Raw genomic sequence first — 25,594 nt, 5'->3', positions numbered from 1 at the left:
TCATCTCGCTCTACTAAGGTCATTACTATTTTAATATAAATCAGCCAAAAAAGCGATGCTTTTGAAGGAAATCCAACCTAAGACGGAGTCCAAAAATGAATCACCCAGAAGAGCTCCTTCTTATGGACAGACAAGAAAAGGCCGGGATCCGTCATCCCAGCCATCCATTTCTATTTTTCACATTCTTGTTTGATCAAGTCCATCAAAGAGTTGCGGTCTAAGATCCATTGGGCCCGTTCGTCCTTCTCATAGGTCCGGTTAGACAAAAAGATCACAGCTTCCTGCCTCTTTCGATTGTACATGATGAAGGTTCCAGTATAGCCCGTATGATCCAACCAGTCACCCTCTAGATTCCATCCGAGAGCGCGGGTCTTGCCCTCTTCACGCGCAAAATTCTGAGACAAGTCACGCGCAAAATCATCCTTCAGATAATGCTCTAAGAAGCGCTCTAGATCAGCAACAGTTGAAAAAAGTCCAGCACTTCCCGCATGACAGCCCAATACTCTCGCTTTGGGATCATGAACACTTCCAGAAGCAAGGCCACGGACCGTTGGCACCGCCTTTTCGACCGGTCCAAACCGTGTCTCTGTCATCTTCCAAGGTGTAAAGATCAGCTCTTCAAATAAACGATCCAAGGGCTGGTGAAACCTGTCTTCTAACCAAAAGCCCAGCAGAAGAAAATTGACGTCGGTGTAATGAAAACTCTTGTCTTCTTTCAACTGCAAATTTTCAAGAGCTGTTTTCAACTGTCTCGCATCCAATTGATCCCGGTTGGGGATAAAAGGATCCAGCCCAGAAGTATGGGTCAAGAGTTCCCGGATGGTCGTCTTCTCATGAGCAAAACGCGGGTAAAACTCTTTAAAGGGACGATCGAGCGGAAGCTCCCCTTTCGCATACAAAAAAGCACAGATGGTAGCGACTCCGACGACCTTACTGACACTGGCCAAATCATAGACCAGGTCAGCCACTACTGACTCTCCTTTTTCAGGATCCGCTAGTCCCAGATAGTGCTCACTCCACTGACCCTTGCGGTAAAGCGCAAGAGAGGCACCTGGATAGATGCCTTCTTGGATTTGTTCGGTAATTTTTTCGATGATTGCATTCACGCTCATCACTCCATTCTTATTCTTCATAAGAAATATGGACCTGATCTTGATTGGCTTCAAACCAGAGTTCAATCTGGCTTGGATCCTTGGCAATCAAGAAAGTTCCCTTACGGTGCACAAAATCGACAGTTTCTCCCAAGCGTTCTTTCACGACTTCCACATCAAAAGATGCCAATTCGACCTTGATCATGCTCAAATCCCAAGTCACCTTGTTCTCCACTTGGAGATCTTCTCCTTGAGCTTCCTGCAAATGGATAAAGTGGGCCAAAGCTGGCAAGTTGCTATAGAACTTCTCAGCCTCAGCAAAATCGGCCACATTGACCTCAAGAAAGTCCACATCAAAGCTGGTCAAACCTTTGAAATCTTCTGGCACGTCAACAAGAGGCGCTTTCTCCAACGGTTCTAGGCTTTCAAGATTTTCTTCAGCATGCACGAAAATGGTATCTCCTTGAGGAGACACAACTTCAAAGGCGCGACCATTAGCTCCTTGGTAAAGGGCGCTTGTTTCTGGCTGGCGGGCCAACAAATAATCAATTTCTTGAGCTTGTGCCACTTTCACCACGATGCGACCCAATTTCTTTGGACCTTCGACCTTACGCGAACGCATACTCGGTGACTCTTCTAAGACAATTTTCTCTACTTTTGAGGCATCTCCTAAAGATAGGAGAGCTCCTTCTTCCACTAATACTTTCATTCCCAATGTCTCTTCATAAAAGCGTTGATTGACATTTCGGTTATTCACTTTCAAGACTGGGATCACTCTTACGATCTGATTTGCTGTCATACTTTCCTCCAAGCACTTTTTATTGTAAAAGATTTTCTGGCTTTTTACAAGAAATCTTGTGCAAAAAAGACAGATTTTTCAAAAATAAAAATCTGTCTTTCTTTTTTTAGTATACTGTTCGTGTATGGACCCGCCCGTTTGGAGCTTCAAATTCGTATTCTAAGTAATCCTGATAGGTCCCTGGTGCAATCACTCCACGCACATCTAATACAGCCGTTCCTGCCTGTCCCACAATGGAATCTGCTAACAGGCAGCAATTAGTAGACAGAACAAAGTAAGATTTAAAACGCGAAGAAGTAAATTTATATAGCTCAGCCCCTAAATCATATTTCAATTTGTAAGCGTAGGTCGGCTGACCGTCTTCCAGTAACCTCCTAGGTGGATCCCAAGGTTCTAACAACTGATCAATTTCAGCTAGACGCTTCTCTACTGCCTGATTCTCTTCTTCGGTAAGGGATAGGCTGTAGCCAAACAGCGTCTTTTGACTCTCTTTTTTACATAGTTCGATGTATGGTTCCTTATCCACTTTAAACAGTACGCCATCCCCAATCGTCCCAAATAGACGCTCTGAAAAGGGATCGTAACTTCCGTAAGAAATGACCTTCCCCTGATAACAAATATCTACATGCCCAATCGCTCCAAATAAGTTGCTGTCAGAAGTATGAACCAAAATTTCTAATTCCCTTGCCTCTTCTTCTTTTTTCACCAATCGATAAGGGCCTGTGTGTCCCGCCGAGCTCCCTTTTTGAAGAAACTGGTTAAACCGTTTTAACTCCTTAGCAGGGATAAAGGCTGCAAAGATAACCGGTAGGCTAATACGAAAGCGACGTTTTAACTCTTGGCCTTGTTGGTCTTTGTCAAATAAAATACCATCTCGAATATTAGAAATCCCCAACAAGACCAGATAAGCCCCCAAGAGGATAAATTGGAAGTGCCCATCTGAACCAGGTTCCAAGACAGTTGCTAGACCAAGCCCACCGTTTAAAAGCGCATCCCATAAATAGAGCCAGCCTCCTTTTACCCGATTGGCCTTATAAAGCCAAAATGTGATCCCATAGACAATGGCACTCCCCAACTGATATGCCCCTAAACAAATCACAACTAAGTTTACGGGCAGACTACTCAGTCGATTCAACCAGATCAACGCAAGTGAAAGAAAAATAAACCAAATAGAGTGGCTATAGGAAATAGACTTGCTACGTAACAAAAAGCGAAGAAGAAAGCTTCCTAGTCCATCAACTAAAAAGTAAATGGCTAATAGATCCAAGGAAAATTTGGTGAAACCAACGCCGTTTCGAAAAATGAGAATCCCAAAAATGACGGCAAGAACCCCAAACAATAAGGTCCGTCTTCTTGCAACTTGTTCAAAAGATATTTTTTTCAATATTCCTTCTCCTTATAGACGAAAGGTCTTTAGACAAATACTATTTTATCAAGTATAATATAAGAAGTAAAGAAAAAAGAAACTGATAAAAGGAGCAGTCTATGAAATACAATCAATATAGCTATCTATCTGTTGACCAAAAAGACATTCTTAAGGAACTAAAAGAAATTGGGTTTGACCTTCCCACCCACCTCCCAGAAAAAGAACTGTTTGAATGGTTTGTCCGCAAGGTTTACTTCACCTATAAAGATACAGATTATCCCCTCTCTAACCTAGTGGTGGATTCTAAAACAGACTTTTTAACGTATATCCAATCTGACTGCGAATGGTCTCCGAACATTTTTTACACAGTAGCCCTCCAATTACTCGGTTTCCGCTATTTTATTGATTTTGAAGATACGGATAGCTTCTTGAAAGAAGTCCAATTTCCGATTGAGTATGGAAACTTGGTAGAAAACCTCTATCACCTTCTCAATACTCGAACAGTAAAAGGAAATTTACTCATCGATCAGTTGGTCAGCGATGGCTTGATTCCTGAAGATAACCAGTATCACTATTTTAATGGCAAGAGCCTCGCAACCTTTACGAGCCAGGATGCCATCCGTGAGGTCGTTTATGTCGAAAGCCGGGTCGATACCGATAAGGATGGTTTGCCAGACTTGGTCAAGGTCAGCATCATCCGTCCTCGCTACGAAGGCAAGATTCCAGCTGTAATGACCGCTAGCCCTTACCACCAAGGGACTAACGACAAGGCCAGCGACAAGGCCCTCTACAATATGAATGTCGACCTCGAGGTTAAAGAACCTCATACCATTCAAGTAGAAACACCTCAATTAACAGTAGTCGAACCTGTCGGTCAAGCTGAAGAGGTGGAGGAAGCCGAAGAGCTCCTGACCCATATCAACTCCAGCTATACCCTCAATGACTACCTGCTTCCACGCGGCTACGCCAATCTTTACGTATCTGGAGTGGGGACAAAAGATTCGCAAGGGCTGATGACCAACGGAAATTACCAACAAATCGAAGCCTATAAGAATGTCATCGACTGGCTCAATGGCCGTTGCCGGGCCTTTACAGATCATACACGCAAGCGTCAAGTCAAGGCCGATTGGTCTAATGGAAAGGTCGCAACCACCGGGATCTCTTACCTTGGAACCATGTCTAACGGTCTTGCAACCACAGGTGTGGACGGTCTTGAAGTCATCATTGCAGAGGCTGGGATCTCTTCTTGGTACAACTACTACCGCGAAAACGGCCTCGTGACAAGTCCTGGTGGCTATCCAGGTGAAGATTTCGATTCCCTTGCTGAATTAACCTATTCGCGCAACCTTTTAGGTGGGGATTATTTACACCACAATGCGGCCCACCAAGCCGATCTTGATCGCGTCAAAAAAGAACTGGACCGAGCTTCTGGAGACTACAACCAATTCTGGCACGATCGCAATTATCTCTTAAACGCAAATCGTGTCAAGGCAGAGGTGGTCTTTACCCATGGCTCCCAAGACTGGAACGTCAAACCACTTCACGTCTTTAACATGTTCCAAGCCCTTCCAGCAAGCATCAAGAAACACCTCTTCTACCACAATGGTGCCCATGTCTACCTCAACAACTGGCAATCCATTGACTTCCGTGAGAGCATGAACGCCCTTCTCTCTAAAAAATTGCTGGGCTATGCTTCAAGCTATGAATTGCCTACTGTTATCTGGCAGGACAATACAGGAGAACAAAGTTGGACTTCCTTGGATGATTTTGGCAATCAAACAAGTCAGCGGACCTTCCTACTCGGAGATGGTGAAAAAGTCATCCAAAACCGCTACGAGACAAAAGATTACGAGCGCTATGGCAAGGCTTATCCGACCTTCTTAAGCGATCTCTATCAAGACAAGGCGCAACAGGTGACGATTGATCTTCCAATCGAAGAAGACCTGCACCTCAACGGGAAAGCTCGCCTTCACCTGCGACTTCACTCCAGCACCAATAAAGGCCTTCTCTCAGCCCAACTCTTAGAGCTTGGAAGCAAGAAATACCTCCAACCCTATCCTGCAGTCTTATCGGTCCGTACGCTGGATAACGGTCGCTACCATATGCTAGACAACTTGACCGAGTTGCCATTCAAGGAAGCCGGCCAGCGAGTGATTTCGAAAGGTTATCTCAACCTCCAAAACCGGCATGACCTCTTAGAGGTTGAGGCCGTAACACCAGGCGAGTGGATGGAATTTGACTTTGATCTCCAACCAACCATCTACAAGCTCGAAAAAGGCACAACTCTTCGCCTGGTCCTTTACACGACAGACTTTGAAATCACTGTGCGCGATCAAACCGATTACCAACTGACCATTGATTTAGCACAATCCAGCCTCCATCTTCCTGAAATGACAGAGACCCGCTAATCGTGGTCTCAAGGCTTGCCCTTACTCGGCTTCATTTGACAGCTTAGCCTACTTATGTTACTATCTAATAGAGTATTTCATAGAAAAAGATATTAGAGGAAGTTATGGCGATTGAAAAAACTGTCAGCGAAATTGCTGAAATTTTAGGAGTCAGCCGCCAGGCGGTCAATAACCGTGTCAAGGCGCTGGCTCCAGAAGATACACAAAAAAACGAAAAAGGGGTTACCGTTGTAACCCGTAGTGGCTTGATCAAGCTCGAAGAAATCTACAAAAAAACTATTTTTGAAGATGAGCCAGTCAGCGATGATGTGAAGCAACGCGAATTGATGGAAATTCTGGTGGATGAAAAAAATTCTGAAATCGTCCGTCTCTACGAGCAACTCAAAGCCAAAGACGAGCAACTCGCTAAGAAAGATGAACAGTTGCGCGTGAAAGACGTTCAAATTGCTGAAAAAGACAAGCAATTGGACCAACAACAACAATTGACTTTACAAGCAATGAACGACCGCGATACCTTGAAACTTGAACTCGAACAAGCCAATGAAAAAGTTCAAGAGCAAGAAAGCAAAGGTTTCTGGGCACGCGTTTTCCGTCGATAATCCGGGGCTGGATCCTACCAGTCCCTTTTCTTTTCTACCACAGGAGATTTCCCATGAAAACATTAGAAGATTATATCGCCTTCGATCTCGAATTTAACCAATACGAAGGTGCCTATCAGATCATCCAGGTATCTGCCGTGCGTTTTACGGACGGTAAAGAAGTCGACCACTATGACTCCTACGTCTACACCGATAAGCCTCTAAAAAGCTTTATTAACGGCCTGACTGGCATTACCCAGGACAAGATCCAAAATGCCCCACAACTCGAGCAGGTCCTCGGCGAATTCAAGGCCTTCATTGGAGACCGCCCCTTGATCGGATACAATGCCAAAAAGAGCGACCTTCCCATCCTACTTGAAAATGGCTTGGATTTAGAAGACCAGTACGCTGTCGATGTCTTTGACCAAGCCTTCGAACGTCGTCCATCTGACCTTCATGGCATTAAAAATCTCCAACTCCACACCGTTGCAGAATTTTTAGGAGTCGCAGGAAAATCACACGATAGCTTAGAGGACGCCCGCATGACAGCCCTTGTCTACGAACAATTCCTCGAATTTGATCAAGGCCGCACCCTCCTTGACGAGCAAGAGAACTTCTCCACCAACCCCTTCGGAGGCTTGGACTTATCCGGATTTTTTGATGAATAAAAAGAGAGAGTGGGACAGAAATCGGTAATTCGTTAGAATTCGATTTCGTCGTCCCACCTCCGCACAGTTGAGTAGGGCTGTAAAAGCTGAAGAAATCAGCGTAGTAGAGCCCACTCAACCACTGCGTCTTGCTCAACAATCCAAAAACAATTAAGAGGCTAGGACTTTTGTCCCAGCCTCTTTTGAGTTAATGAAAACTTCCTTTGCTTAAAATGGTAATTTCCCTGCGAAAGCACCGAGTTTTTTCTTGGTTGCAGCATCAATTTCTTCAATGGCAGCATTGATGGCTTGAACCGTCATATCAGAAAGAGTTTCTGTATCTTCAGGATCGACCACTGCAACATTGAAATCAATGGAGACGACCTTCTTATCACCTGTAAGAGTCGCGACAACCAAATCTTGAGCAGATTTTCCGACAAATTGAGTTGCAGCTAGCTCCGCTTGGCTTTGCTCCATTTGCTTTTGCAATTTTTGAGCTTGCTTCATCATATTTTGCATATTCATCATAGCAATTACATTCCTTCCAACTTCTGAAATTTACAGTTCATTATACCATTTTTTAGACGCTTGGAAAAGCCTAGGTGAGGGAACTCTGACATCATGCCTGATGTTTCAGGCAATTTCATGAAGAGAGAAAAGAGTTTTGAAATCTGTGGGCCTCATCTTCCCTTAAAAGCCAGAATGTTCTTTCAAATACTCCTCTTCTTCCTTGGTCGAAGGCCGTCCTAAGATGGCATTCCGATGTGGATAACGCCCAAATTGTTGAAGAATGTCCATGTGCATCTTCTCATACTTCAAACGCTTTTCTAAGCCCGGTTGATCAAATAGGCGCAGAGCTTCTTCATGAATGGTTAAAGATTCCGAATGCATAAAGGGCATGTAGAAAAAGCCTCTTTGTACAACTGGTAATTCTTGAGCTTGTGTTAGGCCTTCTTGGGCCAAGACCAAGGCCAGGGAATCTGTCGCAAAAGCTTGGGCAGTCCCTCGAAAAATATTGCGAGGAATTTGGTCCAAGAGCAAAATCTCTGCTAAACGCCCTTCTGCCGTAGCCCGCCAGTGAAACAATTCCCCACGACTGGCCTTCCAATAAAGTTCCTCAAAGCGCTCCCGCATTTCTTGATCCAGTGCTTCTGATTTTTTGAACCAATCCTCTGGCTTCAACTCTTCGAACCAGAACCTTATCACTTCCTTCATTGCTTAACCTGCCATAATTTTTTCTTTTGTTTTTTCATCCAATGCATCATTCATCCGGCCGTACTTATATCCAGCCAAATCCAAGGCTACATAGGTAAATCCGATTTTTTTCATGTAGTCATTGATCTTGTCATGCAGTTGGATGGCTTTAAGCAGATGGTCTTCTTCCACTTCGATGCGCGCCAAGTCTCCATGCACACGCACACGGACTTGCTCAAAGCCAAGTCCTACAAGGAACTCTTCCCCTTCAAAAACCCGTTGTACATTTTCTGAAGTGATTTTCACTCCGTATGGGAAGCGTGAGGCAACGCTACAAGATGGCACCTTATTCCAATTGGAGACCCCTCTTTCCTTGGCCAATTGACGAATTTCTGTCTTATAGAGGCCGGCTTCTTGCAAGACACTGCGGACACCCGCTTCGTCCCGAGCCTTGATACCAGGGCGAAAATCGTCGATATCATCCATAATATTGCCGTCTACCAATTGCTTAAAGCCCAGTTCTGTAACTGAATCCTTAATAGTTTGGTACATCAATTGTTTGGTGTAATACCAAATATTGGGCGTATTGGCAGCAATCCGTGGATCACTCAATTCTCTCATTTCCAGTCCAAGCACAGGTGCTCCTAGCTGATCGGCCAAGTCGAGCGCTAGATCGAATTCTTCATTTGAAAACATCTCAGAGTTCACGACGGCCGCAATAACATTGTCAGGTCCCAAGGTATCCAAGGCCACCTTCAAGAGATAAGAGCTGTCAATCCCACCTGAATAGGTAACGGCTACCTTTCCGATTTTTCGTAAAATATCTTGTAATTTTTCTTCTTTTTCTTTTCTGATTTGTGCTTCTGTTGCCATCTTAGAATAGCTCCCTTCCGATAAATTCTTCAATCCGTTCATTATCCAAAATCACGATCTTTTGCTGTCGAATATCCAAAACACCTTCTCGTTTTAATTCATTGAGAATGCGATTGACACTGTTTCGCGTCGAAATCCCACAAAAACCGGCAATATCTTCATTGGTAATGTTGAAATCAATCAAGAAGCCGTCTTCTTGCTCCACACCAAACAAACTGCTTAGTTTTTGCAAATGAAAACAAACCGCCCCTTTTTTACCATTCATCATCATATACTGCTGAGACTCCATACTTTCAGACAGTTTATTACGATAATAGTCCCTCACATAGTCCTGCAGCTCTTTATGCTCTTTGACAAAATTCCAAAACTTGACCCGAGGAATACGATAAAAACTTGCTTCTTCTGTCTCCACTCGCACATTGAAAGGTGAGTCTGTATAGTTGGACACCTCATCACGAATCAAAGAGACAATGTCAATGGCTTTTAGATAGGAAAAGTTAAACTCACGCCCATCACGCATGATGACACTTGTCTTGACCACACCTTCTTTCAAGATGTAGATGTAATCCTCTTTGATCCCACGATAGGAGAGGTAACTATGGTATTTTTTCTTGACGATCGGCGTTCGCCTCTCTTCCAAAAATTTCACTAAAAATTCTGAATTCACGACGGTTTTTCCTCCCCATCTGCTCTTTCTTGAAATCACACTAATGATACACCTGTTCTTAAATAATATAGTTAACATTTGTTGACATCAATTGATGCACACCTCTTTTTAAAAAGAATTATACTATAAGTATCAGTATTAATAAAGGAGATCGCAAATAATGGTAGAAATTAAATTACCGTACGACAAAAAATCGATTGTTGCAAAGATTCCAGATGAAAACTTTGCAGGATTGTTAGAGTCTAAGGCGGAAAACTTCCATAACCCACTGTCTGAAGAAGAAACTGTTGAACGTTCAATGGACAACCCTATCGGCAGCCCTACTTTGGAAGAACTTGCTAAAGGCAAAAAAGACATCGTGTTGATCAGTTCTGACCACACTCGTCCCGTTCCTTCTCACATCATCACTCCAATCATTTTGCGTCGTATTCGCTCAGTTAACCCTGATGCACGCGTGCGTATCTTGGTTGCTACTGGTTTCCACCGTCCTTCAACTCGTGAAGAATTGATCAACAAATACGGCCAAGAAATCGTTGACAATGAAGAAATCGTTATGCACATTTCAACAAACGACGATGACATGGTTAAAATCGGTCAACTTCCTTCAGGTGGGGATTGTATCATCAACAAGATTGCTGCTGAAGCTGACTTGTTGATAGCAGAAGGATTCATCGAATCTCACTTCTTTGCTGGATTCTCAGGTGGACGTAAATCAGTCCTTCCAGGTATTGCTTCATACAAGACTATCATGGCGAACCACTCAGGTGACTTCATCAATTCTGATAAGGCACGTACTGGTAACCTTGACCACAACCCAATCCACGAAGATATGCTTTACGCTGCTCGTACTGCAAACTTGGCCTTCATCGTCAACGTTGTATTGGACGGCGAAAAACACATCATCGGATCTTTCGCTGGGGACATGGTTGAAGCCCACAAAGTTGGTTGTGAATTCGTTGCAGACTTGGCACATGTGTCTAAGATCGAAAGCGACATCACAATTTCAACAAACGGTGGTTTCCCACTTGACCAAAACATCTACCAAGCTGTTAAAGGGATGACTGCAGCCGAAGCTTCTAACAAAGAAGGCGGAACAATCATCATGGTGGCTGGATGTGCAGATGGTCACGGTGGAGAAGGTTTCTATCGCAACCTTGCTGACGTAGAAGATCCAAAAGAATTCTTGGAACAAGCCATCAATACACCTCGTTTAGAGACTGTCCCAGACCAATGGACTTCTCAAATCTTGGCACGTATTTTGGTACACCACCATGTTATCTTTGTATCTGACCTTGTAGATCCTGAATTGATCACAGGTATGCATATGGAACTTGCAACTTCATTTGACGAAGCGCTTGAAAAAGCCTTTGCTCGTGAAGGAAAAGATGCTAAAGTAGCAGTTATCCGCGACGGACTTTCTGTCGTTGTTGAATAGAATCAAACATGGATTTTCAACCCAATCTAGAACAGACACTCCGTTCTTTGCAAGCAGGTCATCTCTCAGTAGAGGATGCGCTGGAGCAAATCAACGGGGTTAAAGAACTAGGGTATGCAGCAATTGATACTGACCGGCAACGTCGCAACGGCTTCCCTGAAGTCGTATACGGCGAAGGAAAGACAGTTGAGCAAATTGAAGGAATCCTGCAATTTCTTTCACAAAAAGAATTGCCGATCCTCACAACAAGAGTCTCTCTCCAAAAGGGAGAGGCTCTTTCTCAGCGCTTTCCGACTGGCCACTATTATCCAGAAGCCCGCTGCTTCGTTCTCAACTCTAAAAAGGAAGAAGCCGATCCTGAACACTACATTGCGGTCGTCACAGCAGGGACAAGTGATGTTCCTGTTGCAGAAGAAGCTGCAGTCACTGCAGAAACCTTTGGCCATTCGGTTCGCCGAATCTATGATGTGGGAGTCGCCGGTATCCATCGCCTCTTCAATCGCTTAGAAGAGATCCAAAAAGCCAGTGTGATCATCGTGATTGCCGGTATGGAAGGAGCTCTTGTCAGTGTCGTAGGAGGCCTTGTGGATGTCCCCGTTATTGCCGTTCCGACCAGCATTGGATACGGAAGCAACCTTCAAGGACTAACAACCTTGATGAGTATGTTGACCTCTTGCGCTTCTGGCGTAACGGTCGTCAACATTGATAACGGATTTGGTGCAGCTTATTCAGCATGTATGATCAATCGACTCAACCACAATCGAAAGGAAAACTGATGACCAGTCTATTTTTAGAACCTTTTTCTGGAATAAGTGGCGATATGCTCAATGGTCTTCTTGTGGACCTTGGGGCAGATGTCGAGCTTCTTCACACAGAACTCGAGAAACTGGGAGTGGATGGTTTCCACCTCCACGTTCATCGCGTCGCAAAAAGCGCAATTTGGGGAACTGATTTCGATGTTCACCTTCACCACGGGGAGAAAGATACGGGGATTGAAGGTGATTTTGATCACGATCACGATCACGATCACGAACATCATCACGATCACGAACACCATCACGATCATGAACACCATCATCACCATTCCCACGCGGATGCTCGCAGTTATGCGGATATCCACGATTTGATTGTCGCTTCACAGTTGAGTCCTTTTGTGAAAGAAAAAAGTCTTGAAGTCTTTCTTGATATCGCAAAGGCCGAAGCAGCTGTGCATAACATGCCTGTCGAACAGATTCATTTCCATGAAATTGGTGCAATTGACTCCATTGTCGACATCGTTAGCTTTTTCATCCTAGTGGAATCGCTCGGTATCGATACAGTTTACTCTACTCCTCTCACTGAGGGAAGTGGGACCATTTCAGTTGCCCATGGAGAAATGCCTGTTCCGGTTCCCGCTGTGATGCAGTTGAGAAAAGGAACGACTATTCCGATTACTCAAGACTTCACAGTTAAAACGGAGTTGATTACTCCGACAGGGTTAGCCCTCCTTAAAGCATTGTCACCAATCTTTGAACCAATCCCCTCTCACCTTTCCATCGAAAGTGTGGGATATGGATTTGGTAAAAGAGAGACTGGAAAATTCAATGCTTTACGCGGTTCGCTATTGAAAGAAGACACCTCTCACAGCACCACTGTTGTTCATCGCACGGAAGATCAAATTATTGAGATCACCACTACGATTGATGATCAAACACCAGAGCAACTCGGTTATATTATCCACCGTTTCCTGGATACTGGAGCTTTAGATGTCTACTATCGTAGCGTCGTTATGAAAAAGAATCGCCCTGGCTTTGAGTTGATTCTCTTGATTCAAGGAAGTCAGTTGGAAGATTTTTCAGCCCTCTTGTTCAAAGAAACCAGTACCATTGGTTTTCGATACCAACAAGTCGACCGAAAGGTCATGCAACGTCGATTTGAACAAATCGATACAGAATTTGGACCCGTTACGGTAAAAATTAACCAGTACGGATCTACCACTAAAAAAACACTTGAATACGAAGACTGTCAGCGTATTGCTACGGAGATGCAGTTGCCGATTCAAGAAGTTTATCACCAATTACAAAAATACATTTATTAATTTAGGAGACATTAATTAACATGACACATCAATTACTTGCAGAAGTTATGAGTACAGCTTTGATGATTATCTTCGGGGTTGGCGTACACTGTGACGACGTTTTGAAGAAAACAAAATATGCTGGAACTGGACACTTATTCGCGATCACTACATGGGCATTCGGTATCACTGTCTGCTTGTTCGTCTTTGGCGGCGTTTCAATGAACCCTGCTATGGCTTTGTTGAAAGTCCTTCTTGGTAAATTGACAATCGCTCAATTCTTCCCAATTGCAATCGCTGAAATGATCGGTGCCTTCCTTGGAGCTTTGATTGCTTACTTTATGTATGCTGACCACTTCAAGATTTCTGAAGGTCAAATTGATGGTGTTGCTATCCGTAACATCTTCTCAACTAACCCTAACTGCCGTAACCTTCCACGTAACTACTTCGTCGAAGCGTTCGCAACATTTATCTTCTTGACATCTATCATGGCTGCTGAACATGCCAACGAAGCAATGCTTCCATTCACTGTTGGTTTGATCGTTTGGGCTATCGGTATGGGTCTTGGTGGTACTACAGGTTTCGCGATGAACCAAGCGCGTGACCTTGGACCTCGTTTCGCTTACCAAATCTTGCCAATCAAAGATAAAGTAAACAACGACTGGCAATATGGTCTTCTTGTACCAGGTACTGCTCCATTTGTTGGTGCTGTCCTTGCCTTCTTCTTCATCCGTTACTTCCTTGGAATCATGTAATGAGTTGATCGAAGAATCATTCAAAAGCAAGCATCGAAGGGTGCTTGTTTTTTTGATTCCTTCGTTTTCCGAAGCCGTCCATAAAATGATATAATGGACAAAGCAAATCATGAAAGAAACAAAAGAAGGAAGAACGACATGACTCATTTTCACACCATTGTCATCGGCGGTGGCCCAGCAGGTATGATGGCGACCATTGCCAGCGCCTCTTATGGCCAACCTACGCTACTGATCGAAAAAAATAAAAAGCTGGGTAAGAAACTTGCAGGTACCGGAGGGGGGCGCTGTAATGTCACAAACAACGGGACCTTAGACGATTTGATGGCCGGTATCCCTGGAAATGGCCGTTTCCTTTACAGTGTGTTTTCCCAATTTGATAATCATGATATCATCCAATTTTTTACCGATAATGGCGTCAAGTTAAAAGTCGAAGACCATGGCCGGGTCTTTCCTGTTAGTGATCAATCTCGCACCATTATTCAAGCCTTAGAAAATAAGATTCTTGAGCTTAGTGCTAGCATTGCCACCAACTGTGAAGTGGTCTCTGTCACCAAGCCAGAAGACGTCTTCATCGTCAAATCAGCTGAAAACACTTGGACAGCTGATAAGCTGATCGTTACGACTGGAGGCAAATCCTACCCTTCTACCGGCTCTACTGGCTACGGACACGAAATTGCCCGTCACTTCAAACATAACATTACGGATCTAGAAGCGGCAGAAAGCCCTCTTTTGACAGATTTCCCACACAAGGCCCTCCAAGGCATCTCTCTGACAGATGTGACCCTCAGCTACGGCAAACACATCATCACACACGACCTTCTCTTTACCCATTTTGGACTTTCTGGCCCTGCAGCCCTTCGGATGTCCAGCTTTGTTAAAGGCGGCGAAATCTTATCTCTGGACCTCCTTCCGACTACCTCTTCTCAAGAGTTAAAAGACTTTCTAAAAGAGCATCGAGAAAAGGCGATTAAAAATAGCCTCAAAGCCCTTCTTCCTGAACGATTAGCTGATTTCTTGGCGCAAGGATTCCCTGAAAAAGCCAAGCAACTCACTCCTCCTCAAACAGAAGAGCTCATTCAAAAGATCAAAGAGCTACCTATCCCCGTCACTGGGAAGATGTCACTAGCTAAGTCCTTTGTGACCAAGGGTGGTGTCAGCCTTAAAGAAATCAATCCTAAAACCCTAGAAAGTAAGCTCGTTCCTGGACTCCACTTTGCAGGAGAAGTCCTCGATATCAATGCCCATACAGGCGGTTTTAATATTACAGCTGCCCTCTGCACCGGTTGGGTAGCAGGGAGTCCTCATTATTAAAAAAAAAAACGAACTCGATTTTCCATCGAGTTCGTCTTTTTATTGTTCTTTGGTTAATGAAAAACGGAAATCATTGTATTTGGTGTAGTCAAATTCTGTATTGACAGGCGCTGTGAAAACAATCGGGGTATAGTGTCCTTCTTCTAAGACAAAACCTGGCTCCAGTCGGAAGTTGGCTACACCTAGCCCTGTGATCCCAGGAAGCAAGGCATCAGCTCCATCCAATCCTTCTGACTCCCAATAGTAGATATTGCCTGTTGCTTTTACTGCTCTTGCTGTATAGGTAGCTGTCCGAGTTGGTTCGCTATCATTTTTGAAGCTAACCACTGTTGTCACATCTCCATTGGCATCCACTGTCATTTTAATCGAATCCGCTTGTGGGCTAGATCCTACCCAAGTTCCCACCAATTCTGCAGGGACAGTAGCTTGCGTCGTAGTAGACGCATTCTCGGTCTTACCAGAGTCTTTTGAAGCTGTCGCGCTACTTGCTTGAGTCGAAGAGCTAGCTGTATCGTTTGCCTGAGAGGAAGATGCTGCACTCTTTTTGCTATTACTTTTGGCTTTTTTCTCTACCTTGCTGGTAGATGTTTTTGCGGATGAGGAAGCTGTCTTTTTATCCTTTGCACCACAACCACCGAGAGCTAGACCAAGTGAAGCAACCACCAGAACAGCGGCACTCCAACGGAAGATTGATTTTTTCATACGATCACCTCTTTATCTTTCTGACTACCATTATACTCCAATTGTTACAAAAATCAAGTTTTTTTGTAACAATTGTAATTTTTTTGTAACATATTTTTCCATTTAAAACACCAATCGTAATAGGGCGATCAAGACAATTCCAAACAAAACAGTTCCCATAAGGTTTTTGTAACGAAAGGCTACAAAGAGACTGGGAATGGTCACCACTAGGTCCAACCAATGAAACTGCGGGAGGCTTCCAATTTTCCCATCTACTAAGCTTGATAAAACCAAGGCAAAGATAATGGAAATGGGCAGGTATTTGAGAAAGCGAGTTACAGGAGCCGGCAGTCCCTTGTATTTGACTAAGAGGAAGGGCAAGATCCGAGGAATCCAGGTAACGAGGGCTGAGGCCAGAATGGCCATGAAGATATAACTATTCACGCGCATCACAGACCACCCCCACAAAACAGCCGATCAAGGTCGCAGCTAGCACAGCTAGCGGTTGCGAAACAAAAAAGAGTAAGAGAAAGAAACTCACTGCTACTGCTAACAGCACCATGAGCATGGTCTTGGTCTTTTCTGTCAGTTGCATTCCTTGAAACTGGGCTGCAAAAATCCCAATAAACATAGCCACTAAAGCAAAATCAAGCCCAAAAGCCTTTGGATCAGGTAGGAGAGATCCTAGAGCTGTTCCGATAACCGTCGCACTGATCCAGGCCACATAGCCTACTAGATTGTTCCCATGCATCCAAGGAACTGTAATGGTATCCGTTTTTAACTTCTCACTCAAGTAGACCCCATAACTCTCATCGGTCAGGAGACTTCCAATCCCGATGGTATGAGCAAGGCTAGCATCCTTAAAGTCAGACGACGTATGCAGACTCATCAACATATTACGGAGATTGATCAAACACACCGTCAAGGCCATATTCAAGATCGAAGAGTGGGCCGCAATCAGAGAGATCATCGCAAACTGAGCCGCCCCAGCATAGACCAAGATACTCATCAAGGCCATCTCCAAAGGAGAAAGATAAGGAGACGCCACAACACCACAAGCCAGGCCAATACTGATATAGCTCAAAGCCGTCGGTAGCGCGTCCCTCACCCCCTGCCAAAAATCTTTTTCCACTCTCTCACTCCTTTCTGAATCATTGACTTCTATTATAACACAAGAAAAAAGGTTGAAAAAGGACCAATGAGAGAGAAAGCTTTATAATCCCTTCGCAAATCCGCTACTAGTTGGTGAGATCCCAGCAAAAAAGCCATTGGACCTTGCACATCCAATTGGCTCCTTTTTCTTATTCAATTCCTTCAAAGGCTAGGCTTGGTTTGGCATTGAGGTCCCAGCCTGCGAAGTTTTCTTTGTTCCACTCACTGACACTGGCATAGGCGATCATCCCTGCATTGTCCCCGCAGAGGCGCAGAGGCGGAATGATGACCTTGACATCGGTGATCTCAGAAGCCAAGCGTTCACGAAGACCTTGGTTAGCTGCGACCCCACCAGCGACGACTAAGGTTTTGACTGGGTATTTCTCCAAAGCCTTCTTGGTCTTGGCCATGAGAATGTCTAATACGGCTGCCTGAAAGCTTGCAGACAAGTCTTCATTGGAGAGGTTTTCTCCTTTTTGCTGCGCATTATGGTGCAGATTGATAAAGGCCGATTTGAGCCCTGAAAAAGAGAATTCCAGATTGTCTTCCTTGATCATGGCCCGAGGGAAATCGTAGATATCAGATCCTTGGTGGGCCAGCTGATCAATCTCACGTCCTGCTGGATAGGTCAAGCCCATCACGCGCCCAACCTTGTCATAAGCCTCTCCGACAGCATCATCACGGGTCTCTCCGACGATCTTATAATCACCAGCTTCACTAACGTAGACGAGCTCGGTATGTCCTCCACTCACCAACAAGGCCAAAAGCGGAAACTCTAAGGGTTCGACGCTTTGAGCGGCCATCAAGTGCCCAGCCATATGATTGACAGGAATCAAAGGGAGTCCATGCGCCCAGGCAAAGGCCTTGGCCGCTGCTAGGCCGACTAAAAGAGCTCCAACTAGGCCTGGACCGTAGGTAACCGCCACAGCTGTGACATCGGCTTCTGTGATGCCAGCATCTTCTAAGGCTTCTTCAATACAAGCAGTGATGACTTCCACATGGTGACGAGAGGCTACCTCAGGCACCACCCCACCAAAACGCTTGTGACTTTCGATTTGACTGGCAATGACATTGGACAAGAGTTGGTCGTCATTTTTCAAGACAGCCACGCTGGTCTCGTCGCAAGATGTCTCAAAAGCCAAAATATATCTATCTTTCATTTGGGTTCCTCTTCATGATCACAGCATCCTCTATGGGATCGTGATAGTAGTTCTTCCTCCGTGCAATTTCTTCAAAGTGCATTTTTTTGTATAGGCCTTGGGCCGTTTGATTGGACACGCGCACTTCTAAGAAAATTTCTTTTTGGTCCGGCAACTGCGCGAGTAACTGCTGAGCTAGACCTTGGCCTTGAAAGGCGCGCTTGACCGCAATCTGTAGGATCTCTGCTTCATAGAGAGTCTCTTGAATGGCGACAAATCCAAGGACTTGCCCCTCATCCACAGCTAGGAAATAGAAAATCGATTCCTGCTCTATATCAGCTTCAATCTGCTCCAACTTCCAGGGGCTAGCTTCATAGACATCTTCCAGCACAGCGAGAATAGCAGCCGCATCTTGGCTACTCCCTTTCCTGATTGTTCCTTTCATCATAGGCGCTTGATGTAAGAGGTCGTTGTTTCCGTGTGGTCTTTGAGCCAATTTTCCTCCGCTTCAACCCGTTTGAGATAATGAGGGACAAAATCATGGAGGCTAACAGGCGCTTGTTTGAGACCGAGACGTCCGATTTTCACTGCATCTGGCAGTGTTTCATAACAAGCAGCACTTGGCAAGCTAGAGGCGATCTGCTCCTTAAAGGCAGTGACTTCTCCGACAAAGGTGACCTGCTCACTCGTCGCTGCATGCTCTAGGACTTCCTCAAATGGGAAATGCCCTTCTGGTGCGACCAGCTGATCATCTTGGTAAAAACCTGCATAAACGTTGTTCCGACGGGCATCCATGACGGGTACTACCAAACCTGCTAGATCTTCCGGCACTAGGGCTAAGAGGCTTGAGACCCCGACCAAGTCAATCCCTAAGGTATGAGCCAAGGTCTTTGCGGTTGCGACCGCAATGCGCAGTCCAGTGTAACTCCCAGGACCTTCTGCCACCACAATGCGGTCCAAGTCCTTGGGTGTCAAGTCGATTTGTTGCATCAAAAAATCGATGACCGGCATCAAGGTAATACTATGATTTTTTTTAATGGTTAATGTTGTTTCTGCAAGTAGAGTCTCATCTTCTAAAATCGCTACAGAAAGAGCCTTACTCGAGGTATCAAATGCTAATAATTTCATTTCCTACTCCTCTTGAACTGGATTATATTATACTACAAATTCCCTTCAAATCCCAGCGAAACTCTCCCTTAGAGGAGAGGATTTTCCTATGCAAAACCGCTCAAAAGCTTCTCTATTATAGGTCTTTGCCTCTCTGACTTTTCCAGTCTATCTTTTACTTACAGGCGAATTTATGATATAATGATAATTAATTGTATCGAATCAGGTCCACTAGTTGCGAGTAGGAAACTCTAGTGATTGCACTCCTTCGCAGCTAACAAATGGACCGAAATAATGAAAGGAAAATTACTTCATGATTTACAAAGTTTTTTATCAGGAAACTAAAGACCGCAACCCTCGTCGTGAAACCACGCATGCACTTTATCTCGATATTGATGCACCAAATGAACGCGAAGGACGCATCCAAGCTCGTCAATTGGTTGAAGCAAACACAGATTTCAACATTGAATTTATCACACCACTTTCTGAGCAACACCTTGCTTACGAGAAAGAGTCAGGTGCTTTTGAACTAACGGAGTACTAATCCATGGCTTATACCTTAAAACCTGAAGAAGTTGGTGTATTTGCCATTGGTGGACTTGGAGAAATCGGAAAAAATACCTACGGGATCGAATACCAAGATGAAATCATCATTGTCGATGCCGGGATCAAATTTCCAGAAGATGACCTCCTTGGGATCGACTATGTCATCCCAGATTACTCTTATATCGTTGACAATATCGATCGCGTCAAAGCGGTCCTCATTACCCACGGACACGAAGACCACATCGGTGGGATTCCTTTCCTTTTAAAGCAAGCCAATGTCCCTATCTACGCTGGACCTTTGGCGCTTGCCTTGATCCGTGGAAAATTAGAAGAGCACGGCCTTCTTCGTGATGCCAAACTCTACGAAATCAACCAAAACACTGAGCTTCAATTTAAAAATCTTAAAGCAACCTTCTTCCGTACGACTCACTCGATTCCAGAACCTTTAGGGATTGTGATTCACACCCCTCAAGGAAAGATTGTCTGTACCGGAGACTTCAAATTTGACTTCACACCTGTTGGGGAACCGGCTGATCTCCATCGTATGGCGGCCCTTGGAGAAGAAGGCGTTCTCTGCCTGCTCTCAGACTCAACCAACGCGGAAGTCCCAACCTTTACCAACTCTGAAAAAGTAGTTGGCCAATCCATCATGAAGATCATCGAAGGCATCCACGGGCGCATCATCTTTGCTTCCTTTGCTTCGAACATCTTCCGTCTCCAACAAGCTGCTGAGGCCGCTGTTAAGACCGGTCGTAAGATCGTCGTCTTTGGACGCTCGATGGAAAAAGCCATCGTCAATGGAATCGAGCTTGGCTACATCAAGGTCCCTGCTGGAACCATTATCGAGCCAAGTGAGATCAAAGACTATGCAGCCAATGAAATCCTGATCATGTGTACAGGAAGCCAAGGAGAGCCAATGGCAGCCCTCTCTCGGATTGCCAACGGAACACACCGCCAAGTGCAACTCCAACCAGGAGATACCGTGATCTTCTCTTCTAGTCCGATTCCTGGAAATACAACCAGTGTGAATAAATTGATCAATACGATTTCCGAAGCGGGTGTCGATGTCATTCACGGGAAGATCAACAACATTCATACTTCTGGACACGGGGGGCAACAAGAACAAAAACTCATGCTCCGCTTGATCAAACCAAAATACTTCATGCCTGTCCATGGTGAATACCGGATGCAGAAGATCCACGCAGGACTTGCGCGTGATTGCGGAGTGGAAAAAGACAATATCTTCATCATGAGTAATGGTGATGTCCTTGCTCTTACAGCCAACTCTGCTCGGATCGCAGGAAGCTTCAATGCTCAAGATATCTATGTCGATGGAAATCGCATCGGTGAAATCGGGGCTGCTGTCCTTCGTGACCGGAGAGACCTTTCCGAAGACGGTGTCGTTCTTGCTGTTGCGACTGTTGACTTCAAATCGAAGATGATCCTGGCTGGACCAGACATCTTGAGCCGTGGTTTTATCTACATGCGTGAATCAGGAGATCTGATTCGTGAAAGCCAACGCATTCTCTTCAATGCTATTCGTATCGCCTTGAAGAACAAAGATGCCAATATCCAAACCGTCAATGGTGCGATTGTCAATGCCCTTCGCCCATTCTTATACGAGAGCACGGAACGTGAACCTATCATTATCCCAATGATTCTCACACCAGATGACGAAAATTAACAAAACAACCAGTTGAAACCACTGTTTCAACTGGTTTTATAGTAACCTTTTGAGGATCAAAAAGAGAGTGGGACAGAAATCGGTAATTCGTTAGAATTCGATTTCGTCGTCCCACCTCCGCACAGTTGAGTAGGGCTGTAAAAGCTGATGAAATCAGCGTAGTAGAGCCCACTCAACCACTGCGTCTTGCTCGACAATCCAAAAATAATTGAGAGGCTAGGACTTTTGTCCTAGCCTCTTTACTCTTGTTTCTTAATAAAGATCTAAATAGTTGTCTACTTCCCATTGAGATACGAAGGTCGCATAGCTTGCCCATTCGATTCGTTTGGCTTCAAGGAAGCTGGTGTAGATGTGCTCACCCAAGGCAGCTTTCACCACTTCGTCTTCTGTCAAGGCTTTCAAGGCATTGTGAAGGGTAGAAGGGAGATCTGTAATTCCAGCTGCTCTACGTTCTTCCGGTGTCATCACATAGATATTTTCTTCGATCGGAGCAGGTGCTTCGATTTTATTTTCAATCCCGTGAAGGCCGACTTCAAGCAAGACTGCCAAGGCTACATAAGGATTGGCCATTGGGTCTACGGAACGCAATTCCAAACGAGTTCCCATACCACGTGATGCTGGCACACGTACCAATGGAGAACGGTTGCGACCTGCCCAAGCGATATAAACAGGTGCTTCATATCCAGGAACCAAACGTTTATAAGAGTTGACGGTTGGGTTGGTCACCGCTGTAAAGTTATATGCATGCTTGATCAAGCCACCCAAGAAGTGATAAGCTGTTTCTGACAATTGCATGCCCTTTGGATCTTCTGGATCAAAGAAGGCATTGTTGCCATCTTGGTCAAAGAGAGACATATTACAGTGCATACCTGATCCGGCAATTCCAAATTTTGGTTTGGCCATAAAGGTTGCATACAAGCCGTGTTTACGAGCGATGGTCTTCACAACGAGTTTAAAGATTTGGATCTTGTCACAAGCGCGAAGCACTTCGTCGTATTTAAAGTCGATTTCATGTTGACCAACGGCTACTTCGTGGTGACTAGCTTCTACTTCAAAGCCCATCTTGGTCAAGACATTGACGATTTCACGACGAGTGTTATCTGCAAGGTCTGTTGGAGCCAAGTCAAAATAGCCACCTTTGTCGTTTACTTCAAGAGTTGGGTCTCCATTTTCGTCCAACTTGAAGAGGAAGAATTCTGGTTCTGGACCAAGGTTAAAGGATTTGAATCCAAGTTTTTCCATATGACGAAGAGCACGTTTCAAGTTGCCACGTGGATCTCCTGCAAATGGTTCCCCTTCTGTCGTATAGACATCACAGATCAAGCCAGCTACGCTACCATTTTCATCTCCCCAAGGGAAGACTGTCCATGTATCCAAATCTGGGTAAAGATACATATCTGACTCGTTGATACGGACAAATCCTTCGATAGAAGAACCATCAAACATGGCTTTGTTTGAAAGAACCTTGTCCAGTTGCTCATCGGTAGCTGGAATTTCGACGTTCTTCATGGTTCCCAAAATATCAGAGAACATCAAGCGAATAAAAGTAACATTTTTTTCTTTTACTTCACGGCGAATATCTGCAGCAGTAATTGACATTTTTGTCTCCTTAAAATAGATTACAAGCTTATGAAATGATCAACGAAATTGACCATATGGCGATGGGGAAGATGTGAAGCGACTTTGCTGAAGAATGTCACGATGAAGAGCCTTACGGATCTCTTCTTGACTGACAACCTTGGTTTGCTCTTGCTCTTTTTCCGCATATTTCTTCTTAATATCTGCAATATTGAAGCCATCTGAGATATAATCTTTGATCTCAAGTAAGCGGTCCATATCGTCCAACGAATACATGCGGCGATTGCCTTCTGTCCGATCAGGAGAAATCAATCCCTGATCTTCATAATAACGAATCTGGCGAGCTGTCAAGTCGGTCAGCTTCATAACACTGCCAATCGGAAAGACTGCCAGTGAGCGTCGTAATTCCTTTTCCTTCATACCATTCCTCTTTCTATTCTATTATATCGAAAAAAAAATCTATGTCAAGATTAAATGTTATATAATCTTACATAGGTTTTTTGTGTTTCTTGAGAAAATCGCGAATGCGATCCACATCCGAATTGACCAAAATCGCAACGAAAACGCCGATAAAGGTCTCAAATATTCGGGCAAAAACATACAAGAAGGTTTCTCCGTTAGGAATCGAAAGGGTAATGATCAGCATTGCCGAAACTCCTCCGATAATTCCTGCTTTATTATTCATAGCGACATTTGTCATAATGGTTAACATGGTCGCAATGGGTACAAAAATCAGAGTCACCCAATACGCCCCATGAAAGAGCGTTTTTAAAAGGAAGAACAATACGGCATAAAAACCTCCGATACTGTTGCCCATGACACGCGAAGCCCCGAAATGGACACTCTTATCAAAGTCTTCCCTCAAACTAAAAACAGCTGTCAACGTCCCGATCTGAAGGCCTCGCCAGCCAAATATTCCAAAAATAAGTAGTACAATAAAAACGGCAATCCCTGTTTTAAAGGTTCTCATCCCCAAACGGAATTTGGACCAATCAAATTTGTGTCGTTTAAAGTAATCCATGGTCACCTATCTTTCTATTTCTATTATTCTACCATATTTTCAGAAAGGAGAGAACAGATATAAATAGAAAGAAAAAAGAGAGCGGGACAGAAATCGGTAATTCGTTAGAATTCGATTTCGTCGTCCCACCTCCGTACAGTTGAGTAGGGCTATAAAAGCTGATGAAATCAGCCTAGTAAAGCCCACCCAACCACTGCGTCTTGCTCGACAATCTAAAAATAATTGAGAGGCTAGGACTTTTGTCCCAGCCTCTTTCATTCTATTTAGATTATTTGTCTGTAAGAGCAGCCAATCCTGGAAGTTCTTTACCTTCAAGGAGTTCCATAGAAGCACCACCACCAGTAGAGATCCATGAGAATTTGTCTGCACGTCCAAGGTTGATCGCAGCAGCTGCTGAGTCACCACCACCGATGATTGATTTAACGCCTGGTTGTTTCACGATAGCATCCATCACACCGATTGTACCAGCTTGGAAGTCAGGGTTTTCAAATACACCCATAGGTCCGTTCCATACAACTGTTTTCGCACCAGTCAATTCTTGGTCGAATTTAGCGATTGATTTAGGACCGATATCAAGACCAAGGAATCCTGGATCTACTGCTTCACCTTCAGTGTCTTTCACTTCAGTGTAGTCAGCAAATGCGTTCGCTTCTTTTGAGTCAACTGGCAAGATCAATTTGCCGTTTGATTTTTCAAGAAGAGCTTTCGCCACATCCAATTTGTCTTCTTCTACAAGTGAGTTACCGATTTCGATACCTTGTGCTTTGTAGAATGTGTAAGTCATCCCACCACCGATAAGGACTTTATCAGCTTTTTCAAGCAAGTTTTCGATAACACCGATCTTGTCAGATACTTTAGATCCACCAAGGATAGCTACGAATGGACGTTCTGGAGCTTCAACTGCTTCTTTGATGTAAGCAATTTCGTTTTCAAGAAGGAATCCAGCAACAGCTTTATCAACGTTTGCAGAGATACCAACGTTAGATGCGTGTGCACGGTGAGCAGTACCAAATGCATCGTTTACGAAGATACCATCTCCAAGTGATGCCCAGTATTTACCAAGTTCAGGATCGTTTTTAGATTCTTTCTTGCCGTCAACATCTTCGAAACGAGTGTTTTCAACCAAGAGAACTTGTCCATCTTCAAGAGCGTTAACAGCTGCTTCCAATTCAGCACCACGTGTAACACCTGGGATAAATTGAACTTCTTGACCCAATTTAGCAGCCAAGTCAGCAGCTACAGGAGCAAGTGATTTACCTTCTTTATCTGCTTCTTCTTTTACACGTCCAAGGTGAGAGAAGAGGATTGCACGTCCACCTTGTTCAAGGATGTACTTGATAGTTGGAAGAGCTGCAGTGATACGGTTATCGTTAGTGATCACGCCATCTTTTACAGGTACGTTGAAGTCGACACGAACGAGAACTTTTTTCCCTTTCAAGTCAACGTCTTTAACAGTCAATTTTGCCATTAGATATGACTCCTTCTTTTTTTAATACATGATAATTA

At 44.3% G+C, this 25,594-nt stretch carries 27 protein-coding genes; 10 read left to right on the top strand and 17 right to left on the bottom strand.

The features are described 5' to 3' along the window. Positions 1 to 170: 170 nt before the first annotated feature. The 3 genes from QM870_RS04890 to QM870_RS04880 form a co-directional block, all read right to left on the bottom strand. Entirely contained in the window at positions 171 to 1,112 is a 942-nt protein-coding gene (locus QM870_RS04890) for a serine hydrolase domain-containing protein (RefSeq protein WP_037613944.1), read from the bottom strand. Between the two features lie 10 nt (positions 1,113 to 1,122). After that, positions 1,123 to 1,890 carry a CppA N-terminal domain-containing protein gene (locus QM870_RS04885; protein WP_024055030.1) on the bottom strand — a complete coding sequence of 256 codons (768 nt, stop codon included), beginning with the start codon at positions 1,888 to 1,890 and terminating at the stop codon, positions 1,123 to 1,125. Between the two features lie 106 nt (positions 1,891 to 1,996). Then, positions 1,997 to 3,274, bottom strand: a complete 1,278-nt coding sequence (locus QM870_RS04880; protein WP_023919173.1) for an HdeD family acid-resistance protein — start codon at positions 3,272 to 3,274, stop codon at positions 1,997 to 1,999. A 101-nt stretch (positions 3,275 to 3,375) separates the two neighbouring features. Between QM870_RS04880 and QM870_RS04875 the strand changes: the two genes are divergently transcribed. The 3 genes from QM870_RS04875 to QM870_RS04865 all read left to right on the top strand — a co-directional run bounded on the left by QM870_RS04875 (position 3,376) and on the right by QM870_RS04865 (position 6,910). Further along, the gene (locus QM870_RS04875; protein ID WP_414368848.1) at positions 3,376 to 5,664 is read left to right on the top strand and encodes a Xaa-Pro dipeptidyl-peptidase; all 2,289 of its coding nucleotides are present in this window, start codon (positions 3,376 to 3,378) and stop codon (positions 5,662 to 5,664) included. Positions 5,665 to 5,768: 104 nt separating this feature from the next. Further along, positions 5,769 to 6,263: a DUF536 domain-containing protein gene (locus QM870_RS04870; protein WP_125826623.1), complete on the top strand. Its 495-nt coding sequence runs from the start codon at positions 5,769 to 5,771 to the stop codon at positions 6,261 to 6,263. A gap of 53 nt (positions 6,264 to 6,316) precedes the next feature. After that, positions 6,317 to 6,910 (top strand): 3'-5' exonuclease, encoded by a 594-nt coding sequence (locus QM870_RS04865; protein ID WP_414368845.1) that lies wholly within the window; start codon positions 6,317 to 6,319, stop codon positions 6,908 to 6,910. 207 nt (positions 6,911 to 7,117) lie between these two features. Here the strand turns inward: QM870_RS04865 and QM870_RS04860 are convergent, their stop codons facing one another. From QM870_RS04860 to QM870_RS04845, 4 genes are all read right to left on the bottom strand, one after another. Continuing rightward, on the bottom strand, positions 7,118 to 7,417 hold the full coding sequence (locus QM870_RS04860) for a YbaB/EbfC family nucleoid-associated protein (protein WP_021153902.1): 300 nt from the start codon (positions 7,415 to 7,417) through the stop codon (positions 7,118 to 7,120). A 162-nt stretch (positions 7,418 to 7,579) separates the two neighbouring features. Continuing rightward, positions 7,580 to 8,104, bottom strand: a complete 525-nt coding sequence (locus QM870_RS04855; RefSeq protein ID WP_049471959.1) for a DUF924 family protein — start codon at positions 8,102 to 8,104, stop codon at positions 7,580 to 7,582. 3 nt (positions 8,105 to 8,107) lie between these two features. Continuing rightward, a complete protein-coding gene (gene larE, locus QM870_RS04850) occupies positions 8,108 to 8,956 on the bottom strand; it encodes an ATP-dependent sacrificial sulfur transferase LarE (protein WP_023919180.1) in 849 nt (282 codons plus the stop codon). Position 8,957: 1 nt separating this feature from the next. Beyond that, positions 8,958 to 9,623, bottom strand: coding sequence for a Crp/Fnr family transcriptional regulator (locus QM870_RS04845; RefSeq protein ID WP_021153951.1), 666 nt, complete (start codon positions 9,621 to 9,623; stop codon positions 8,958 to 8,960). Positions 9,624 to 9,783: 160 nt separating this feature from the next. On the opposite strand from QM870_RS04845, the gene larA reads away from it, so the two are divergent. The 5 genes from larA to QM870_RS04820 all read left to right on the top strand — a co-directional run bounded on the left by larA (position 9,784) and on the right by QM870_RS04820 (position 15,180). Further along, positions 9,784 to 11,058 carry a nickel-dependent lactate racemase gene (gene larA / locus QM870_RS04840; RefSeq protein ID WP_070594486.1) on the top strand — a complete coding sequence of 425 codons (1,275 nt, stop codon included), beginning with the start codon at positions 9,784 to 9,786 and terminating at the stop codon, positions 11,056 to 11,058. Positions 11,059 to 11,066: 8 nt separating this feature from the next. Then, the gene (gene larB / locus QM870_RS04835; RefSeq protein WP_023919185.1) at positions 11,067 to 11,834 is read left to right on the top strand and encodes a nickel pincer cofactor biosynthesis protein LarB; all 768 of its coding nucleotides are present in this window, start codon (positions 11,067 to 11,069) and stop codon (positions 11,832 to 11,834) included. Next, the gene (gene larC / locus QM870_RS04830) at positions 11,834 to 13,135 is read left to right on the top strand and encodes a nickel pincer cofactor biosynthesis protein LarC (protein WP_414368843.1); all 1,302 of its coding nucleotides are present in this window, start codon (positions 11,834 to 11,836) and stop codon (positions 13,133 to 13,135) included. Before larB ends, larC begins: the two co-directional genes overlap by 1 nt. Positions 13,136 to 13,155: 20 nt before the next feature. After that, the gene (gene larD, locus QM870_RS04825; protein ID WP_024056458.1) at positions 13,156 to 13,869 is read left to right on the top strand and encodes a D/L-lactic acid transporter LarD; all 714 of its coding nucleotides are present in this window, start codon (positions 13,156 to 13,158) and stop codon (positions 13,867 to 13,869) included. Between the two features lie 138 nt (positions 13,870 to 14,007). Then, complete coding sequence (locus QM870_RS04820; protein WP_070449397.1) at positions 14,008 to 15,180, top strand: BaiN/RdsA family NAD(P)/FAD-dependent oxidoreductase; 1,173 nt, start codon at positions 14,008 to 14,010, stop codon at positions 15,178 to 15,180. Positions 15,181 to 15,219: 39 nt separating this feature from the next. On the opposite strand, the gene QM870_RS04815 is transcribed toward QM870_RS04820, so the two are convergent. The 6 genes from QM870_RS04815 to tsaB form a co-directional block, all read right to left on the bottom strand. Continuing rightward, positions 15,220 to 15,882, bottom strand: a complete 663-nt coding sequence (locus QM870_RS04815) for a hypothetical protein (RefSeq protein ID WP_414368840.1) — start codon at positions 15,880 to 15,882, stop codon at positions 15,220 to 15,222. 102 nt (positions 15,883 to 15,984) lie between these two features. Next, entirely contained in the window at positions 15,985 to 16,311 is a 327-nt protein-coding gene (locus QM870_RS04810; protein WP_023919193.1) for an AzlD domain-containing protein, read from the bottom strand. After that, a complete protein-coding gene (locus QM870_RS04805) occupies positions 16,298 to 16,993 on the bottom strand; it encodes an AzlC family ABC transporter permease (RefSeq protein ID WP_414368838.1) in 696 nt (231 codons plus the stop codon). Before QM870_RS04805 ends, QM870_RS04810 begins: the two co-directional genes overlap by 14 nt. A 169-nt stretch (positions 16,994 to 17,162) precedes the next feature. Further along, the gene (gene tsaD, locus QM870_RS04800; RefSeq protein ID WP_414368836.1) at positions 17,163 to 18,173 is read right to left on the bottom strand and encodes a tRNA (adenosine(37)-N6)-threonylcarbamoyltransferase complex transferase subunit TsaD; all 1,011 of its coding nucleotides are present in this window, start codon (positions 18,171 to 18,173) and stop codon (positions 17,163 to 17,165) included. Next, the gene (gene rimI / locus QM870_RS04795) at positions 18,163 to 18,600 is read right to left on the bottom strand and encodes a ribosomal protein S18-alanine N-acetyltransferase (RefSeq protein WP_414368835.1); all 438 of its coding nucleotides are present in this window, start codon (positions 18,598 to 18,600) and stop codon (positions 18,163 to 18,165) included. The genes tsaD and rimI overlap by 11 nt, the downstream gene beginning before the upstream one ends. Continuing rightward, positions 18,597 to 19,280 (bottom strand): tRNA (adenosine(37)-N6)-threonylcarbamoyltransferase complex dimerization subunit type 1 TsaB, encoded by a 684-nt coding sequence (tsaB, locus tag QM870_RS04790; protein ID WP_414368833.1) that lies wholly within the window; start codon positions 19,278 to 19,280, stop codon positions 18,597 to 18,599. The genes rimI and tsaB overlap by 4 nt, the downstream gene beginning before the upstream one ends. Before the next feature lie 292 nt (positions 19,281 to 19,572). Here tsaB and QM870_RS04785 point away from each other — a divergent pair, with 292 nt between their 5' ends. After that, entirely contained in the window at positions 19,573 to 19,803 is a 231-nt protein-coding gene (locus QM870_RS04785; RefSeq protein WP_003008866.1) for a DNA-directed RNA polymerase subunit epsilon, read from the top strand. Positions 19,804 to 19,806: 3 nt separating this feature from the next. Then, the gene (rnjA, locus tag QM870_RS04780; protein WP_303470946.1) at positions 19,807 to 21,489 is read left to right on the top strand and encodes a ribonuclease J1; all 1,683 of its coding nucleotides are present in this window, start codon (positions 19,807 to 19,809) and stop codon (positions 21,487 to 21,489) included. 252 nt (positions 21,490 to 21,741) lie between these two features. On the opposite strand, the gene glnA is transcribed toward rnjA, so the two are convergent. The 4 genes from glnA to QM870_RS04760 all read right to left on the bottom strand — a co-directional run bounded on the left by glnA (position 21,742) and on the right by QM870_RS04760 (position 25,556). Further along, complete coding sequence (gene glnA, locus QM870_RS04775; RefSeq protein WP_049474644.1) at positions 21,742 to 23,088, bottom strand: type I glutamate--ammonia ligase; 1,347 nt, start codon at positions 23,086 to 23,088, stop codon at positions 21,742 to 21,744. Between the two features lie 39 nt (positions 23,089 to 23,127). Further along, positions 23,128 to 23,487 carry a MerR family transcriptional regulator gene (locus QM870_RS04770; protein ID WP_003008872.1) on the bottom strand — a complete coding sequence of 120 codons (360 nt, stop codon included), beginning with the start codon at positions 23,485 to 23,487 and terminating at the stop codon, positions 23,128 to 23,130. Between the two features lie 67 nt (positions 23,488 to 23,554). Beyond that, positions 23,555 to 24,088: an FUSC family protein gene (locus QM870_RS04765; protein WP_003008874.1), complete on the bottom strand. Its 534-nt coding sequence runs from the start codon at positions 24,086 to 24,088 to the stop codon at positions 23,555 to 23,557. 268 nt (positions 24,089 to 24,356) lie between these two features. Further along, a complete protein-coding gene (locus QM870_RS04760; RefSeq protein WP_223325393.1) occupies positions 24,357 to 25,556 on the bottom strand; it encodes a phosphoglycerate kinase in 1,200 nt (399 codons plus the stop codon). Between the last annotated feature and the right edge of the window lie 38 nt (positions 25,557 to 25,594).

The sequence above is a fragment of the Streptococcus parasanguinis genome, assembly GCF_047463195.1.
In the GTDB taxonomy this organism is placed as follows: Bacteria; Bacillota; Bacilli; order Lactobacillales; family Streptococcaceae; genus Streptococcus; species Streptococcus parasanguinis_R.
Note: the sequence above shows the minus strand (reverse complement) of the source record. Positions and strands in the feature narration are given on the sequence as shown.